16 protein-coding genes are annotated in these 16,259 nt (G+C 48.2%); 15 read left to right on the forward strand and 1 reads right to left on the reverse strand.

The genetic code is table 11. The features are described 5' to 3' along the window. Positions 1 to 45: 45 nt before the first annotated feature. From ftsL to AAX10_RS00895, 7 genes are all read left to right on the forward strand, one after another. On the forward strand, positions 46 to 414 hold the full coding sequence (ftsL, locus tag AAX10_RS00865; RefSeq protein ID WP_046697725.1) for a cell division protein FtsL: 369 nt from the start codon (positions 46 to 48) through the stop codon (positions 412 to 414). Next, the gene (locus tag AAX10_RS00870) at positions 414 to 2,408 is read left to right on the forward strand and encodes a peptidoglycan D,D-transpeptidase FtsI family protein (protein WP_080946960.1); all 1,995 of its coding nucleotides are present in this window, start codon (positions 414 to 416) and stop codon (positions 2,406 to 2,408) included. The genes ftsL and AAX10_RS00870 overlap by 1 nt, the downstream gene beginning before the upstream one ends. Before the next feature lie 39 nt (positions 2,409 to 2,447). Then, entirely contained in the window at positions 2,448 to 3,965 is a 1,518-nt protein-coding gene (locus AAX10_RS00875) for a UDP-N-acetylmuramoyl-L-alanyl-D-glutamate--2,6-diaminopimelate ligase (RefSeq protein WP_080946961.1), read from the forward strand. A 60-nt stretch (positions 3,966 to 4,025) separates the two neighbouring features. Next, on the forward strand, positions 4,026 to 5,489 hold the full coding sequence (locus AAX10_RS00880) for a UDP-N-acetylmuramoyl-tripeptide--D-alanyl-D-alanine ligase (RefSeq protein ID WP_046699585.1): 1,464 nt from the start codon (positions 4,026 to 4,028) through the stop codon (positions 5,487 to 5,489). Positions 5,490 to 5,545: 56 nt separating this feature from the next. Then, the gene (gene mraY, locus AAX10_RS00885; protein WP_046699586.1) at positions 5,546 to 6,643 is read left to right on the forward strand and encodes a phospho-N-acetylmuramoyl-pentapeptide-transferase; all 1,098 of its coding nucleotides are present in this window, start codon (positions 5,546 to 5,548) and stop codon (positions 6,641 to 6,643) included. Positions 6,644 to 6,678: 35 nt separating this feature from the next. Further along, positions 6,679 to 7,464 (forward strand): crotonase/enoyl-CoA hydratase family protein, encoded by a 786-nt coding sequence (locus tag AAX10_RS00890; protein ID WP_046699587.1) that lies wholly within the window; start codon positions 6,679 to 6,681, stop codon positions 7,462 to 7,464. 184 nt (positions 7,465 to 7,648) lie between these two features. Beyond that, positions 7,649 to 8,875: a multidrug effflux MFS transporter gene (locus AAX10_RS00895; RefSeq protein WP_046699588.1), complete on the forward strand. Its 1,227-nt coding sequence runs from the start codon at positions 7,649 to 7,651 to the stop codon at positions 8,873 to 8,875. A gap of 56 nt (positions 8,876 to 8,931) precedes the next feature. Here the strand turns inward: AAX10_RS00895 and rlmH are convergent, their stop codons facing one another. Then, positions 8,932 to 9,414 (reverse strand): 23S rRNA (pseudouridine(1915)-N(3))-methyltransferase RlmH, encoded by a 483-nt coding sequence (gene rlmH / locus AAX10_RS00900; protein ID WP_046699589.1) that lies wholly within the window; start codon positions 9,412 to 9,414, stop codon positions 8,932 to 8,934. 164 nt (positions 9,415 to 9,578) lie between these two features. On the opposite strand from rlmH, the gene AAX10_RS00905 reads away from it, so the two are divergent. The 8 genes from AAX10_RS00905 to hisC all read left to right on the forward strand — a co-directional run bounded on the left by AAX10_RS00905 (position 9,579) and on the right by hisC (position 16,243). Then, positions 9,579 to 10,052 carry an RDD family protein gene (locus tag AAX10_RS00905; protein WP_046697728.1) on the forward strand — a complete coding sequence of 158 codons (474 nt, stop codon included), beginning with the start codon at positions 9,579 to 9,581 and terminating at the stop codon, positions 10,050 to 10,052. A gap of 8 nt (positions 10,053 to 10,060) precedes the next feature. Then, a complete protein-coding gene (locus tag AAX10_RS00910) occupies positions 10,061 to 10,468 on the forward strand; it encodes a YraN family protein (protein WP_158580276.1) in 408 nt (135 codons plus the stop codon). Positions 10,469 to 10,575: 107 nt separating this feature from the next. After that, a complete protein-coding gene (locus AAX10_RS00915; protein WP_046699591.1) occupies positions 10,576 to 11,394 on the forward strand; it encodes a BON domain-containing protein in 819 nt (272 codons plus the stop codon). A gap of 153 nt (positions 11,395 to 11,547) precedes the next feature. Further along, the gene (locus AAX10_RS00920; RefSeq protein ID WP_036366621.1) at positions 11,548 to 11,787 is read left to right on the forward strand and encodes a BolA family protein; all 240 of its coding nucleotides are present in this window, start codon (positions 11,548 to 11,550) and stop codon (positions 11,785 to 11,787) included. A 23-nt stretch (positions 11,788 to 11,810) separates the two neighbouring features. Next, positions 11,811 to 13,073, forward strand: coding sequence for a UDP-N-acetylglucosamine 1-carboxyvinyltransferase (murA, locus tag AAX10_RS00925; protein ID WP_036366623.1), 1,263 nt, complete (start codon positions 11,811 to 11,813; stop codon positions 13,071 to 13,073). 80 nt (positions 13,074 to 13,153) lie between these two features. Then, positions 13,154 to 13,801 (forward strand): ATP phosphoribosyltransferase, encoded by a 648-nt coding sequence (hisG, locus tag AAX10_RS00930; protein WP_149038820.1) that lies wholly within the window; start codon positions 13,154 to 13,156, stop codon positions 13,799 to 13,801. 12 nt (positions 13,802 to 13,813) lie between these two features. Continuing rightward, positions 13,814 to 15,133, forward strand: a complete 1,320-nt coding sequence (hisD, locus tag AAX10_RS00935) for a histidinol dehydrogenase (protein ID WP_036366628.1) — start codon at positions 13,814 to 13,816, stop codon at positions 15,131 to 15,133. Between the two features lie 24 nt (positions 15,134 to 15,157). After that, positions 15,158 to 16,243, forward strand: coding sequence for a histidinol-phosphate transaminase (gene hisC, locus AAX10_RS00940; RefSeq protein WP_036366630.1), 1,086 nt, complete (start codon positions 15,158 to 15,160; stop codon positions 16,241 to 16,243). Positions 16,244 to 16,259 lie beyond the last annotated feature (16 nt).

Genomic DNA, 16,259 nt, shown 5'->3' on the forward strand with positions numbered 1-16,259 from the left:
TAGATTATTTTAGGTTTTTTAAGTTTAGGTTATTGCAATCACATCATGAACGATAAACACGCCCATCTTATCCCACAAAAAACCCAATCCGACAGCAGTGTCGGCATGATTGGGCTGTGTCGCCTGATTCTGGGACTGCTTGTCGCTGCCATCATATGGACGGGCGTGAGCATTTCTGTACAGACTCAGGCGCATCATGAAGCTTATCGCAACCTTCAAAAACTCAAAAAAGAACTGACCGCCATGCAAGTAGAAGAGCAGCGCCTACTCATTGAACAGCAGACCTTTAGTGCCACGCCTCAGGTTGCTCGCCGAGCGGTGAGTGAATTGGGTATGTTCTTCCCTGCCGGTGATTCACGCCGAGTTATCGCACCAACCACGGCTGCCACCCAATCGAATAAGGCGGCTCGGTGATGAAAAAACCTGATCAAAAACAAGGCGCATCATCTAAAGTCACGCCACCACTGCGCAAAAAAACCACCAAAAGCAAAGCCAATCCTGCCCAATCCTACCAAGAAGGCCCATCAAGATTAGGGTCATTGTTCGGTGGATCTGGCAAGAAACGCCGCCAAAAAGCCGCCACCATGTTGGGCGGGTTACAAGACGTTGGGCGTTATAAATTCGCTTGGGCTATTGCGGCTGTCTGTTTTGCCATTTTATTTGCTCGGGCGTTTTATTTGCAAGTTATTAACTCATCATTTTTGATTGAGCAAGGCGAAAAGCTCATCACATCGAAGCGCTCGGTGCCTGTATATCGTGGCATGATTACAGACACGACGGGCGCACCACTGGCGGCGAATGCGCCTCTATCGACTGTAGTATTTAGCCCATATGATTACGCGGTGGAGTACTACAGACTTGATAAAATCATCAAAACCAGCCAAAACGCCAAAACCATCGCTAGGGCCAGCGAAGACCTTAAGCAGATGGATTTGGTGAAATTAGCAGCAACAGCGAATTTCCCACTAGAAAAACTTCAAAATGCCGTCGCAATCAAACACGACCTTGATCTAAGCGATGAAGAGGCGGTAAATGCAGCACTGCCAAAAGGTGCAGGTTCACGCCGTCTGATCATATTACCAAAGGCACCGCCTGAGATCGTTAAGCCGTTGATGGCGCTTGATTTTGTTGGGATTAGTGAAGAGAAGTTTTTCCAAAGATATTATCTACAAGCCGAGCCATATGCGCAGATTCTAGGCTACATGGCGCAATCTAGCGATGAAAAGAATGGCGGTTATGTGGGTCGTGCAGGTGTTGAAGCTAAGTATGAAAAACAGCTGGCAGGTGAGCGCGGACAAGTTCTCATCCTAAAGGACGCCCGTCAGTCTGCCATCAAAGAAATCAAAGAAATCAAACCGACCGTTGAAGGTCAAGACATTCATCTGACCATCGATTCGCGCTTGCAGTATGTCCTTTATAAGGAGCTTGAGCAAGTAGGGCGCACTCAGTCGGCGCGTTCAAGCTCGGGCATCGTGGTGGATGTCTTGACCGGAGATGTGTTGGCATTGGGTTCTTGGCCATCATTTAACTCAAATAATCTGTCAGAGCGTACCGGTGCTAATGAGCGTAATCGCCCTATGCTAGATACCTTTGAGCCGGGTTCTGTGATGAAGCCATTCACGGTGGCGGCAGCATTAGAGTCGGGCAAATATTCTACCAGCTCTTTAATTAATACCTCGCCAGGCAGCCTATATGTGGGCGGATACACCATTCGGGACAGCGGTGATTATGGCGCCATTACGCTTGCCAAGCTGATCCAAAAATCCAGTAACGTCGCTTCTGCCAAGATCGCACTTAGCTTACCTGCCAATGCCATCTCTGACATGCAAAGACGCTTTGGTTTTGGTCAAAAAACAGCTTTAAATTTCCCAGCCGAAGCCTCAGGTGGTGTTAGCGACCCTAGCGAAAAAGAATATTCTCGCCGTGCAACCCTAAGTTATGGTTATGGTCAGACGGTGACACTTGCTCAAGTTGTCCAAGCTTATGCTGCCTTGGCAAATAACGGCATGCTAAGACCGCTGCGTTTGGTAAAAGAAGACGAGCTGCCAGAGCCCACCCAAGTCATTGAGCCTAAGAACGCCCAAGCCATCGTGAAAATGATGGAGCTGGTCACCGAACAGGGCGGTACAGCGCGCGCGGCAGCGATTAATGGCTATCGTGTGGCGGGCAAGACAGGTACGTCACGCCGGACTAACCCGAATGGTGGTTATTATACCAATCAGTATCGTACGACTTTTGCGGGCATTGCACCTGCGTCGAATCCACGTTTTGCCATTGCGATATTGGTCGAGGATCCACGTCGTCAATTCTACGCAGGTCAAGTCTCAGCACCAGTATTTCATAATGTCATGAAAGAGGCGCTGCGTCTGTATAATGTACCGTTTGATAAGCCGTTACAGCTAAATTGATTAACTTGATGAATACAAAAGCATCATAAGGAATGAGTCATGAAACCAATTACCTTAGCCCAGCTGTTCGATGATTTGCAGTTGCAGATGCTTGATGAGATCGCTCAGAGTGTCGCGCATGTGCCTTTTCATCGTTTTTGCTTGGATAGTCGCAAGGTGTCTGAGGGTGATGCGTTCGTGCTTTTGTCCAGCTTTAGCCATCAAGATGATGCGCTAGAGCGAGCCAATCAATACCTAACATCTGTAGAGGATAAAGCTGCGTTTGTGTTGTCGCAGATTGACCCTAAGCTGCTTGATGTGAGATTTAGTAAGCCAATCGTCTATCTGCCAACGATTCGACATTATTTGGGAGATTTGATCGCGGCGCGCTTTCAGGCGGATAAGCCCGCCAAGCTGCCGACGGTGGTCGCGGTGACAGGAACCAATGGCAAGACAACAGTCAGCCAGTTGGTCGCGCAGCTGTGCGAGCTGTCAGGCGCGCCTTCTGCCATCATGGGAACAGCAGGCAATGGACGCCTGCACGCACTTGTGCAGTCGGCGAACACGACAGGCGATGTCTTGGCGGTGCATGAATTCTTATATCAAATGGCGCTCGATGGTGTAGAAGTGGTAGCGCTTGAGGCGAGCAGTCATGGCCTGCATCAGCATCGACTACAGGGTGTGCCTGTACAAGTGGCGATCTATACCAACCTGTCGCATGACCATCTGGATTATCATGCCGACATGGAGGAGTACCGCGCTGCCAAGGCAAGACTGTTCGATGAGGGGTATTTTAGTACATTAACCTGTGGCATCATTAATCAAGATGCTAACTATCCTTTATTGACCAAGAATCACACCGGCAATTATCAGCTGCTTACGTACAGTCAGCAGGATGATGGTGCAAATTATTTTGCCAAAGAGATTGCGCCCAGCCTTGATGGTTTAGGTATTGAGCTTGTCGCTCAAGGCGAGCACATTACCCTAAAGAGCCCGCTCTTAGGCTTATTCAACGTCGATAATCTGATGGCGGCAGTTGCGGCATTTTTGGCGCTGTTTCCTGACAAGCGAGCCGAGCTGCCTGAACTGGTCGCCCAATTACAAGGTGCGCGCGGTCGCATGCAGCGCATCCCTTCTAAGGCAGGGTCTTTTATTGTGGATTATGCGCACACGCCAGATGCACTGGAGCAGGTGCTAGTCAGTTTGCGCAAGCATTGCACGGGCAAGCTAATCGCGGTGTTCGGATGCGGTGGCGATAGAGACAGAACAAAGCGCCCCATCATGGCAAAAGCAGGCGTCACCCATGCCGATGTGTCGATATTTACCGCGGATAATCCTCGCTCAGAAGACCCTAATGCCATCTTAAAAGATATGCAGATCAATCTTACCTGCCAAGAGCATTATAAGGTCATCATCGAGCCTGATCGCAAGAGCGCCATTCGCCAAGCAGTACAGATGGCAGGCGAGAATGACATTGTTGTGATACTCGGCAAGGGGCATGAGACCTACCAAGAGATTAACGGTGTTCGTCATGATTTTGATGATGCGGCAGTGCTTGCAGAATTGCTAAATGAGTGATGATTAATTCATCATTACCAGCGTAACAATAGAATATTTAAGAATAACACAAAGAGCATTATGACCTCCTATATTTGGCAAAAAGACAATCTACAAGCCGCCACTCAAGGCGTCTGGCAGGGCGAATTTAGCACCCAAAGCACGCGCATCACAACTGACACGCGTAAGATTGAGCAGGGTGATATTTTCCTTGCCATCAAAGGCGATAACTTTGACGGTCATGATTATGTTGAGACCGCCAAGGAGTTGGGCGCGGTCGCTGCCATCGTGAACGAGCCTGTGGTAAGCAATCTGCCGCAGCTGATCGTAGGCGACACTAAGAAAGCCTTAGGACTATTGGGCAAATATCGCCGCGATGTGCATTCTGATTTGACCGTGGTGGCTTTGACAGGTTCGTCTGGCAAGACCACCACCAAAGAGATGATTGGTAGTATTCTGGGTCAGATTGCGCCAACGCTCATCACTCGTGGCAACTTAAATAACGATCTGGGTGTGCCAATGATGCTGCTGGAATTGACAGATGAGCATCGATTTGGCGTGATGGAGCTTGGGGCAAACCATGTGGGAGAGATTGCATATACGAGCAATTTGGTGCGTCCTGATGTGGCGTGCGTGTTAAATATCGGTACAGCACATCTGGGCGAGTTTGGTGGACGTGCCAACATTGCTCGAGCCAAGGCGGAGATTTATTCATCGCTGACGGCTGAGGGTGTGGCCGTTGTTCCGTTTGGCGATGAGTTTTTTGAATTTTTGGGCGAGAGCGTCTGCCAGTTTACGGATAAGATTTTAAGCTTTGGCGAGCAGAGTGTGCCATTATCACAGGCAGGTCTGTCGGATGAGGATGTGGCAGAACTGTCTGCGCAAGGCGTCACGTCTGTGCTGATGATGGGCGACCTGTTCGCCGATGACATCGAAGCCATGCCAACACATAGCACATTTAGCCTAAATACCAATCTTGAGATTGATGAAATCGAAAGTTTGCCTGTAACACTGCCATTCATCGGTGAGCATAATGTTGCTAACGCATTGGCCGCCGCCGCTTGCGCTTATGCGCTTGGCGTACCGCTTGAGGTGATCGTGCAAGGCTTACAGAATGCCGTCGTACCAAAAGGTCGCCTAACTCGCATTGCCTTGGGTGAGCATACCTTGATCGATGATACCTATAATGCCAATCCGACCTCCATGATTGCAGCGGCTAAGGTGCTAGAGCAAGAATCGAATGCCAAGATATTGGTGTTGGGCGATATGTTTGAATTGGGCAGTGCGGCAGATGACGAGCATTATCAGCTTGGTCAGGACTTGGCAGCTTTTGAGATTGATGTGGTCTTAACAGTAGGCGATCACATGGTGCACACTGCTCGCGCGGTGAATGAGATTCGTGACATCGCAGTTCATTTTGATGACAAACAAGCGCTACTGGCCGCTCTTAAAGCTCATCTTAATAATGGCGTATCGACCGTGCTATTCAAAGGCTCGCGTGGCATGAAGATGGAAAGTCTGATTGATGACTTGATGAATGCCTAAAATTATCAGATAATTTAAAAAATTAACGGTACGAGAGTGCCGCAAGGGTTTTAATAATGCTTTATTGGCTATTTCAACACAGCGACATTGCTATCTCATCGCTGACATTGCGTGCGTTATTTGCGGTTATCACGGCGCTGCTTATTGTGATTTTTGCGGGTAAGCCTGTCGTTAAGTATCTGCGCACGCTTAAATATGGTCAAGCGGTGCGTGACGATGGTCCAAAGACGCACCTTGTCAAGCAGGGAACGCCTACGATGGGCGGTGTGCTGATCCTGGTTGCGATCGCAATCTCAACATTGGCATGGGCAGACTTGTCCAATCCTTATGTTTGGATCTTGATGGTGGTAATGGTCATCTTTGGCGCGGTTGGCTGGGCTGATGACTGGCTAAAAATCAAGCATAAAAACCCACAAGGCCTGATCGCCCGTAAAAAATACTTCTGGCTGTCAGTAGGTTCGCTGTTCGCAGGCGGCTCATTGTACTACATCGCACTACAACAAGATGCCGCCACAGCTACCGCCATGCAGGATGTATTGGTACCATTGTTCAAAGACTGGATCATTCCCCTGTCAGCGATTCCTTTTGGTATTGGCTTTATTATTCTGACTTATTTTACTATCAATGGTTCATCGAACGCGGTGAACTTGACAGACGGCTTGGATGGCTTGGTAATTTTGCCTGTGGTGTTGGTTGCGGCAGGGCTTGGCGTGTTCGCATATATTTCAGGTTCGATGAATTATGCTGCTTACATGCACGTGCCTTATATCGCCTATAATGCTGAGGTCATCATCGTCTGTGCATCGATCATTGGTGCAGGACTTGGCTTCTTATGGTATAACGCGGCGCCTGCCGATGTCTTTATGGGTGACGTGGGTGCGCTAAGCCTTGGTGGTATGCTTGGTACGATGGCGGTCATGACGCGTCAAGAGCTCGCCTTTGTGATCATGGGTGGTATCTTTGTGGCGGAAGCGGTGTCGGTCATCCTACAGGTCGGCTCTTATAAGCTGCGCAAAAAACGCATCTTCTTGATGGCACCATTACATCATCATTTTGAGGAAATGGGTCTAAAAGAAACCAAGGTGGTCGCGCGTTTTTATATCGTGTGCATCATCTTGGTCGTGCTGGGTCTGATGACCCTAAAGCTTCGCTAATACTTATTCATCATTCATAAAATCAAGGATGATTTATGACCTCACCGATTTTAATCACCAAGCAAGACGGCATTGTCACCATCACCTTAAATCGCCCTGACAAGAAAAATGCCATGAGCTTTGAGATGATGCGTGCACTCATCGAGATTGCAAAGGACATTCGCAAGGATAAGACGGTGCGTGCGGTGATCATCACGGGTGGTGCGGACTTTTGTAGTGGACTTGATTTGTCGGTATTTGGTGCGCCTAGGCAGATGGCCTGGGCGATGACACAGCTGATTAAGCCTGCACCTAGTTTATTTCAAGAAGTTTGTCTAATTTGGCAGAGTCTGCCTGTGCCAGTGATTGCGGTCATTGATGGTGTGTGCTTGGGCGCAGGATTTCAGCTTGCTCTGGGTGCGGACATACGCATCAGCACATCGCGCGCTAAGTTTGCCATCCTAGAGGTGAAATGGGGTTTGGTCGCTGACATGGGACTGACCCACACCGCCAAGCTGATGCGCGCAGATCACCTAAAGGAGCTGGCGATGACGGCGCGTGTGATTGGCGCGGCAGAGGCTGGAGACTATAAGCTTATCACACACATCGATGACGAACCCATGGCAAAAGCCCAATCAATCGCTAAAGAAATCACTACCCGATCACCCGATGCTGTCTATGCCGCCAAAGCGCTTATCAATGGTATGATGCCTAAGTCTCATCGTAAGCTCTATCAAGAAAAACTGTGGCAAATCAAGCTCATCCTAGGCGCTAATCGTAAGCTTGCCATCAAAAAGACCAAAGACGACGGTGTCGAATTCCTAAAGCGGCAGTTTAAATAGTCCTTGATATTAAGCCCATCCTAAGACTTTAAAACTCCACTTATTATCAAAAAACCCTAGTATTATCATGGGTTTTGTTGTTTTTGCTGCCAAAAATTCGTCAGAATAAAGTAGGCGCTTTGTGTTAAAATATCCCCCTAAAAACTAATAACAAAATGAATAAACGACGAAATTAGAGAATAGAATGAATCAGAATCAGTCCGCACACGAAAAACCATTCCCCACCGTTTGGATCTTAATCCTAGGTATGATGATCGCCATCGGTCCTTTGGCGATTGACATGTATCTGCCTGCATTGCCGAGCATGGCGGATGAGTTTGGGGTGAGTACGACGAATGTAGCGCGTTCGGTGCCTGCGTACTTTGTCGGGTTGGTGTTCGGTCAGCTGTTCTATGGGCCTTTTTCTGATCGGGTAGGGCGAGTCAAGCCCATGTATATCGGCATGACGATTTTTGTGATCGCATCAATCATATGCGCCACCACGAATCACGAATATGTCTTGTTCGCTGCTCGTACCTTACAGGCTCTGGGTGCGTGTGTGACGGCTGTGGTAACGCGTGCTGCGATTCGTGACACATTAAACCCAGTGCAGTCAGCGCGCGCATTTAGCTTGATGGTGCTGGTCATGGGTGTTGCGCCAATCCTAGCACCGACCTTGGGCGCAGCGATCCTTCAGGTGGCTAATTGGCACATGCTATTTTGGTTGTTGGCAGGCTATGGCGTTCTAAACATAATCCTGACGAAACTGTTCTTAAAAGAAACCCTAGCACCAGAGAATCGCAACACTCGACCGATGAGCGAGACTTTTTTGGGTTATGTTGATCTTATGAAGGATAAGACCTTTACCGTGCCTGCTGTGGCAGCGGGGCTACTACAGGGGTCGTTCTTTATTTATCTGTCCATCTCAAGCGTCTTGTTCATGGAGAATTATGGACTGTCAGAGAAACAGTTCGCCATCGCATTTGGGGCGAATGCGTTTGGCTTTATCGCTTTGACACAGGCGAATCAATTCTTAACCAAGCGATTTAGATTGGTGTGGCTACTGCGCTTTGGTGCGCTCATGCAGGTGATATCGGCGCTTTGCTTGCTTGTTTTGGGGGTGGTATTTGGTGGAGAAGCTTATTTTGCGGCGGTATTTTTGGCGATATTTTGCTGCATTGCAGGACTTGGTTTTACTCAGCCGAACGCAGCCGCCATTGCGCTCGCCTTTCAAAAGAAACGTGCAGGCATGGCAGCAGCGATGCAAGGCGCACTTCAATTCTCGGTGGGGATATTTGGCGGGCTTTTACTAAGTCTGTTCGATGTCAGCCCTGTGCTAAAGCTTGGCATCACGATGAGTGTGCTGACCGCTATTGGAACGTATTTGATATACCGATTAAATCCTAGACTTGATCTGTCCAAGATGGATTGATTGATAATCAAAAAAAGCAAGTCGTAAAGGCTTGCTTTTTTTGTATTAGCCTTAGCTTAGCCGCCACGATGGTAGGGATGGTTGTTAATGATGCTCATCGCGCGATAAAGCTGCTCGATTAAGATCACTCGCACCAACGGATGTGGCAACGTCAAGTCTGACAAAGACCACTTAAAATCTGCCACTGACAGCACTTCTGGCGACAGACCATCCGCGCCACCAATCACCAACGCGACATCCGCGCCATCTTGCATGGCATCGCTAAGCTTATCAGCAAGGCGCTCGGTAGAGAGCATCTTGCCTTTGACTTCAAGCACCCACAGGCGTTCTTTTGGGTGGCGCGCTGCCAAGATGGCTTGACCTTCTTGGTGTTTGTATTTATCAATCTCAGCAGCAGAAGGGTTCTTGGTGCGCTTAGCGGGGGCGATGTCGATGATCTCGGTCGTCATCATGGGCTGAATGCGCTTAAAATATTCATCAACACCCGTCTGTACCCAAGCGGGCATCTTATGCCCAACGCTTAAAATTCTTAATTTCATGTAAGTATTCCTTAATATTTTTGTATATTTTAAAGAAAAACAGCAAAAAAATCTCGTTTATTTATCCCAAAAAAATAGCGTAAATTCAAAAACTTTGCTATGCTAAGGCAATTTTGATCATCTTGATTATTTGTCAAAATAGTCATAGCTATAAGGTAATTACCATGACACAATCGCTGACGCAACACCCTGCACATAACGACACCATTTATGCGTATGCAGGGTTTTGGGTTCGTTTTTTTGCGCAAATTATTGACGGTATTCTGTTTTTGTTAATCACGCTGCCGGTATTGTATTTGATTTATGGTGAGGCTTATTTCACCACTGAACCTGCGATGGGATTGCTATTTTATGGGACGGCAGATGTGCTGGTTTCTTTGGTGTTTCCTTTGGTGGCTTGTTTATGGTTCTGGATGCAAAAAGGCGCAACCCCTGGCAAGATGCTGCTAGGTCTTAAGGTGTTAGATGCCAAGACGGGTAATTTACTTACTCTTGGTCAGGCACTGCTGCGTTATGTGGGCTATATTTTATCATCATTGATATTCTGTCTTGGCTACATTTGGGTGGGCTTTGATAAGAAAAAACAAGGCTGGCACGATAAGATGGCCAAGACCGTCGTTGTACGTGAAGCACGCTAATATCTGTTGTGAATACCAAAGCGACAACCAAATCAATTGGTGATTTTTATGAAAATCGCGCGGTTGATTGGATTGAGTCAGAGCACCTAACTGTCATCGCGCGCAACTACAATGTGCCTAAGGTGGGTGAGATTGACATCGTTGCTGAGTGCATTGATGCTCTGGCGAGCGGTAGAATTCGTAAGACTTTGGTGTTTATTGAGGTGCGAGCCCGCAAGCGTGGGCAATTTGCAAGCAGTGCAGAGAGTATCACGACCGCCAAGCAGTATAAAATCATCCATGCAGCGATGCATTTTTTGCAGGAATTTGATGAATTTAATGAGTATGATTGCCGGTTTGATGTGATTGTATTTGATTATGCGGATGGTGAGGATGCCAGAGGCGAATGGATTAAGGCGGCATTTCTTGCGTGTTAGACACGCGAATGAATTGATGAATCGAAGATGATAAGATTGGACACGACGATTGATCTTATTTTCATATTTTAGGATTTAGTTTTTAGGATTCAATAAGGTGGCTTAATATGAAAAAACTATCTTTAGTGGCGCTAGTCGCTGCAGCGATGGTGCTTAGTGCATGCAGCACGCTGGATGCTAGTAATGATGCGAACCATAATTTTGGTGCTTATGAGATGGGGCGCAGCATCCCTGAGCGCATCAGCGATGAGAGCATTGAGCTGACCGCGCGTAAGAATCTGACGCGCATCGATGGGGTGAATGAGAACTCTGTACGCATCGCAATTGACAGCTTTCGCCGCGAGGTGCTCGTGACTGGCGAGGTGCCAAACCAAGCCATCAAAACCAACATCGAATCCATGTTAAAATCCATGAAAGACGTGACAGTGGTCTATAACTATCTGACCGTCGCTGATACGCCAAAGAGCCAAAGTCACACCGTACATGAAGGCTACCTAAAGTCTAAAATCAACGCACGCCTGATTACCAATACGGCCATCAAGTCATCGCAGTATAAGATCGTCGTACGTGACCGCACCGCTTATGTACTGGGATATATGACGCCAGAACAGCAAAGCTATGTACTAGATGCGATTCAGAACACCTCTGGCATGGCATCTGCGGTAACCTTGACCACCCTAGTCAATGGCGACACCAGCATGATCAATACAGCCGACAGCGCAAATGATGCGACGACCGATACCGAGGGTGTGATCTATGGCGGCGTGGTGACAACAGAAGCACCAAACGACCCATACGCATTACAAGAGATCTACACGCCAGACGCCAATGTCAATGCGCCAAACAACACCTCGCCAGTCTATAAACCGCGCGGTTCAGGCACCAGCGGCTATGTGCAGCTGTATCAAGGCACCAATAGCCCATAATCTGTCTCATTGACAGTCGCCGCCATCTATATCAAAATGGATTGATGGCGGTATGTTATTTTATATAAAACGCAAAATTTTCACCATAAACAGCCAAGATTTTTGGTATAATGGATTATTTTTTATTGCTATTAAGTTTATTTGGACAAACCCATGAATGCTGATGATTTAATCGAATTATTACGTCCCCATTTCCCTAATGCCGAGATTCAAGCGGCCAACCAAGGCAACAAGTTCGAAGTGTTGATTGTTGATGATGCTTTTGAAGGTAAGCGCTTGGTTGCGCGCCAGCAGGCCGTCTATGCCATCGCCAATCCGCATATCCAAAGCGGTGCGATGCACGCATTAACCATACATGCGCTAACGCCTGCAGAATATCAAAGCAAAACCTAAGGCTAATCGCGTAAGGACACACCATGGATAAATTTAAAATCATCGGTAAAAGCCGTATCGCAGGTGAAGTAACCATCTCTGGCTCAAAGAACGCAGCCTTGCCATTATTAGCGGCCATGCTACTGCCAAATGATGAAACCATCTTGCACAATGTACCAACATTAAAGGACACTGAGACGCTTATTAAGCTCATCGCGGGCACTGGCGTTAATATCAAAAAAGAAGGCAATACCGTCATCGCCGATTCTCGTACTGTGACCGATTATTACGCGCCTTATGATTTGGTACGTACCATGCGTGCATCTATCTTGGTGCTAGGTCCATTGCTCGCTCGTTTTGGTGAGGCGGAGGTCTCGCTTCCAGGTGGCTGTGCGATTGGCTCACGTCCTGTGGATCAGCACCTAAAGGCGATGGAAGCACTAGGTGCAATCATCAGTGTAGAGAATGGCTATATCAAGGCGAAAGCGCCTGCTGGCGGTAAGCTGATCGGTTGTGATTTTACGTTTGATATGGTGACCGTAGGCGGTACTGAGAATGTCATTATGGCAGCGTCTCTAGCCAAGGGTGTAACACGTTTGGAGAATTGTGCGTGTGAACCTGAAGTTGTCGATCTGGCGAATATGCTGGTCGCCATGGGTGCCAAGATTGAAGGTATTGGCACGCCAACGATGGTCATCGAAGGTGTGGACAGTCTGCATGGCTGTGAGTATAGCGTGATTGCTGACCGCATTGAGACAGGTTCGTATCTGGCAGGCGCACTCATGAGTAAGGGTGATGTCTTAACCAAGAATACCTCAGCAGAGTTTTTACACCCTGTATTAAAGAAATTCGAAGCGATGGGCGCAACCATCACCACAGGCGATGACTGGATTCGCGCAGTGATGAAGGGCAGACCAAAGGCGGTAGATATCCGCACTCAAGTGCACCCTGGCTTTCCTACCGACATGCAGGCGCAGCTGATGGCCGTCTGCTGTCTGGCTGAGGGCACGAGTACGATCATTGAGAATATCTTTGAGAATCGCTTCATGCATGTGCCAGAGCTGCAGCGTCTGGGTGCGAACATCAAGGTTGATGGGCATACCGCGATTGTGGTTGGTGTGGATACGTTCACACCTGCGCCAGTCATGGCGACAGACCTCCGCGCATCTATGTCATTGGTGATGGCGGCGGCATGCGCTGAGGGTGAGAGCATCATTGATCGCATTTATCACATTGACCGTGGCTATGATGATGTCGAAAATAAACTTAAATCGCTTGGTGTGAACATCGAGCGGATTAAGGGCTAGTTGTGACGCACCGCAGTTTGTGGTGCGTTTTTACTTTGTTGGAATTTGTAGTGACGATAATTTCACCGATAAAGAAAATGATGATGACTGATAATTTTAATGGCTTGACGATTGCCTTATCTAAGGGGCGAATTTTGGATGAGACACTACCGCTTTTTGATAAAGCAGGCATCCGTCCAACCGATGACATGAACAAATCACGTAAGCTGATTTTCCCAACGACCGACCCTAATGTGCGTTTCTTATTGCTTCGTGCCTCTGACGTGCCGACCTATGTTGAGCATGGTGCGGCGGACATCGGCGTCTCGGGCAAAGATACGCTGCTAGAATATAATGCGCACGTCTATGAGCTCATTGACCTAAACATCGCCAAATGCCGTCTGATGACCGCAGGCGTGAAAGGGGCGAGCCTACCAAATCGTCGTCTGCGCATTGCGACCAAATACGCCAACGTTGCACGCGAATATTTCGCTTCTCGTGGCGAGCAGGTGGACATCATTAAGCTGTATGGCTCTATGGAGCTTGCGCCATTGGTGGGGCTGGGTGATCTGATCGTGGACGTGGTCGATACGGGCAACACTTTGCGCGCTAATGGCTTAGAGCCGATCGATGAAATCTGCAAAGTGTCATCACGCCTCATCGCCAATCCAGTCAGTTATAAGCGCAAACTTGAGCGGTTGCAGCCGATTTTGGATATTCTAGAAAAAGCCGTTAAAGATAATCAATAAAACAGGTGAATCATGCCAAATCTAACCGTATTAAACAGCCAAGATGCTGGATTTAAGGATAAATTAGCCCAATTACTTGCCTTTGAAACCGTAACCGATGCCAGTCTTATTCAGACGGTGGACGACATCATTGCCCAAGTGCGAGCAGATGGCGATGCGGCGGTTTTAACTTTAACCCAAAAGTTTGACAAGCATCCAGCGACCACGATTGATGAACTATTCATCTCATCAGAACAATTAAAATCAGCATTCGACCAACTTAATGATGAAGTTAAAGAAGCGTTGGAGCTGTCCGCCAAGCGTATCTTTGATTTTCATCAACACCAAAAAGAAGACGGCTTTCGCTTTGTAGATGGCTTGGGTAACACCTTAGGGCAAAAAGTTGCGCCACTTGATCGTGTGGGTATCTATGTGCCAGGTGGTTTGGCGAGTTATCCTTCTAGCGTGCTTATGAACGCCATCCCCGCCAAGGTTGCAGGAGTGGGATACATCACGATGGTCGTCCCTGCACCTAATGGCGAGCTAAATCCTCTGGTGCTGGCAGCGGCGCATCTATCAGGCGTGGATAGCGTCATTACCATTGGCGGAGCGCAGGCGATCGCCGCCTTGGCATACGGCACGGCGAGCATTCAGCCCGTCGATAAAATCACAGGCCCAGGTAATAAATATGTCGCCGCTGCCAAGCGAGCCGTCTTTGGGCAGGTAGGCATTGACATGATCGCAGGGCCGTCTGAGGTGTTGGTGTATGCCGAAGGTGAGACATGCGACAATGCCGACTGGCTTGCCATGGATTTGCTCTCCCAAGCCGAGCATGACACCGTGGCACAGGCGATTTTTGTGACGACTTGCCCAAAACAGCTTGAAGATGTCAAAAACGCCCTAGACAAAGCCCTTGCCATTTTGCCAAAAGCGGACATCGCAAAACAAGCATTAACAAGCCGTGGGGCGTTGATTTTGGTCAAAGACCGCACCGAAGGCATTGAAGTCATCAACCAAGTCGCCCCCGAGCATTTGGAGCTGTCGCTTGATGACCCCGAATACGTAGAGCAACACGTCCGCCATGCAGGGGCAATATTTTTGGGCAGACACACCCCCGAAGCCATCGGCGACTACTGCGCAGGCTCAAACCACGTTCTACCCACATCAGGCACAGCACGGTTTAGCTCACCTTTGGGAGTGTATGATTTTACCAAAAAAACATCGCTCATCTACTGCACACCAGAAGGCAGTCGGTTACTGGCGAAGACGGCAGATGTTCTGGCGGTGCAGGAGAACCTAGACGCTCATGCCTTGTCAGCGCGCTATCGTCATGGCGTTGTGAATTTAGATTAACTTAAAGAATAAACCGAGATTATCATGACTGTTGATACACGCTTATGGAGTGATAAAATCCGCAATCTCACCCCTTATGTGGCAGGTGAGCAGCCTAAGGCGGATAATCTGTGCAAGCTAAACACCAACGAGAATCCATTTCCACCAAGCCCCAAGGCGATTGATGCCATGCAGCAAGTTTTGGTGCGTGGGGCGGATCTGCGCCTGTATCCTGATCCTGAATCAGAGGATCTATGCCAGACATTGGCAGATTATTATAAACTTGACCGCTCTCAGGTATTCGTGGGTAATGGCTCGGATGAAGTGCTGGCGTTTATTTTTGCATGTTTTTTTGTTAAAGATCGCCCACTATTAACTCCTGACATCAGCTATAGTTTCTACCCTGTCTATGCGCAGACCTTTGATGTGGATACTAAAATCATTTCCTTGAAGGATGACTTTAGTGTTGATACATCAGATTATAATAAGTCGTGTGGCGGCATCATCATCCCAAATCCAAATGCGCCAACTGGTGTGCTATTGGCACTTGATGACATCAAAAAACTTGCCAATCAGCATCCGAATGCGGTGATCGTTATTGATGAAGCGTACATCGATTATGCGGATAAATCAGCCTCTGCCATCTCGTTGATTAATGAGTTTGATAATATTCTGGTCGTTCAGACGTTCTCAAAATCGCGCGCTCTGGCGGGCTTGCGCGTGGGCATGGCGTTCGGCCACGCCAATCTTATCAGCGCGCTTAACACTTATAAGAACAGTTTTAACAGCTATCCCATCGATCGCGTGGCACAGGCAGGCGCAGTTGCCAGTATTTTGGATGAAGAGTACTTTGAACAAAAGCGCCAAGCAGTAATAGCACTGCGTGATCGCCTGACGGATGATTTGGCTGATCTTGGTTTTGACGTATTGCCATCGGCGGCGAATTTTGTGTTTGCCAAGCCTAATCACAGCGTGCTCTCCACCCAAGAGATCTTTGAGAAACTAAGATCGCAAGGGGTGATCGTACGCCACTGGAATAAGCCACGCATCAGTGATCATTTGCGCATCACGGTTGGCACGTATGAGCAGAACACAAGGCTTATCCAGACTCTAAAAGAGATTTTGGCGTAGATTTAGGTTTTTGCTT

The sequence above is a fragment of the Moraxella bovoculi genome (assembly GCF_000988745.2).
GTDB lineage: Bacteria > Pseudomonadota > Gammaproteobacteria > Pseudomonadales > Moraxellaceae > Moraxella > Moraxella bovoculi.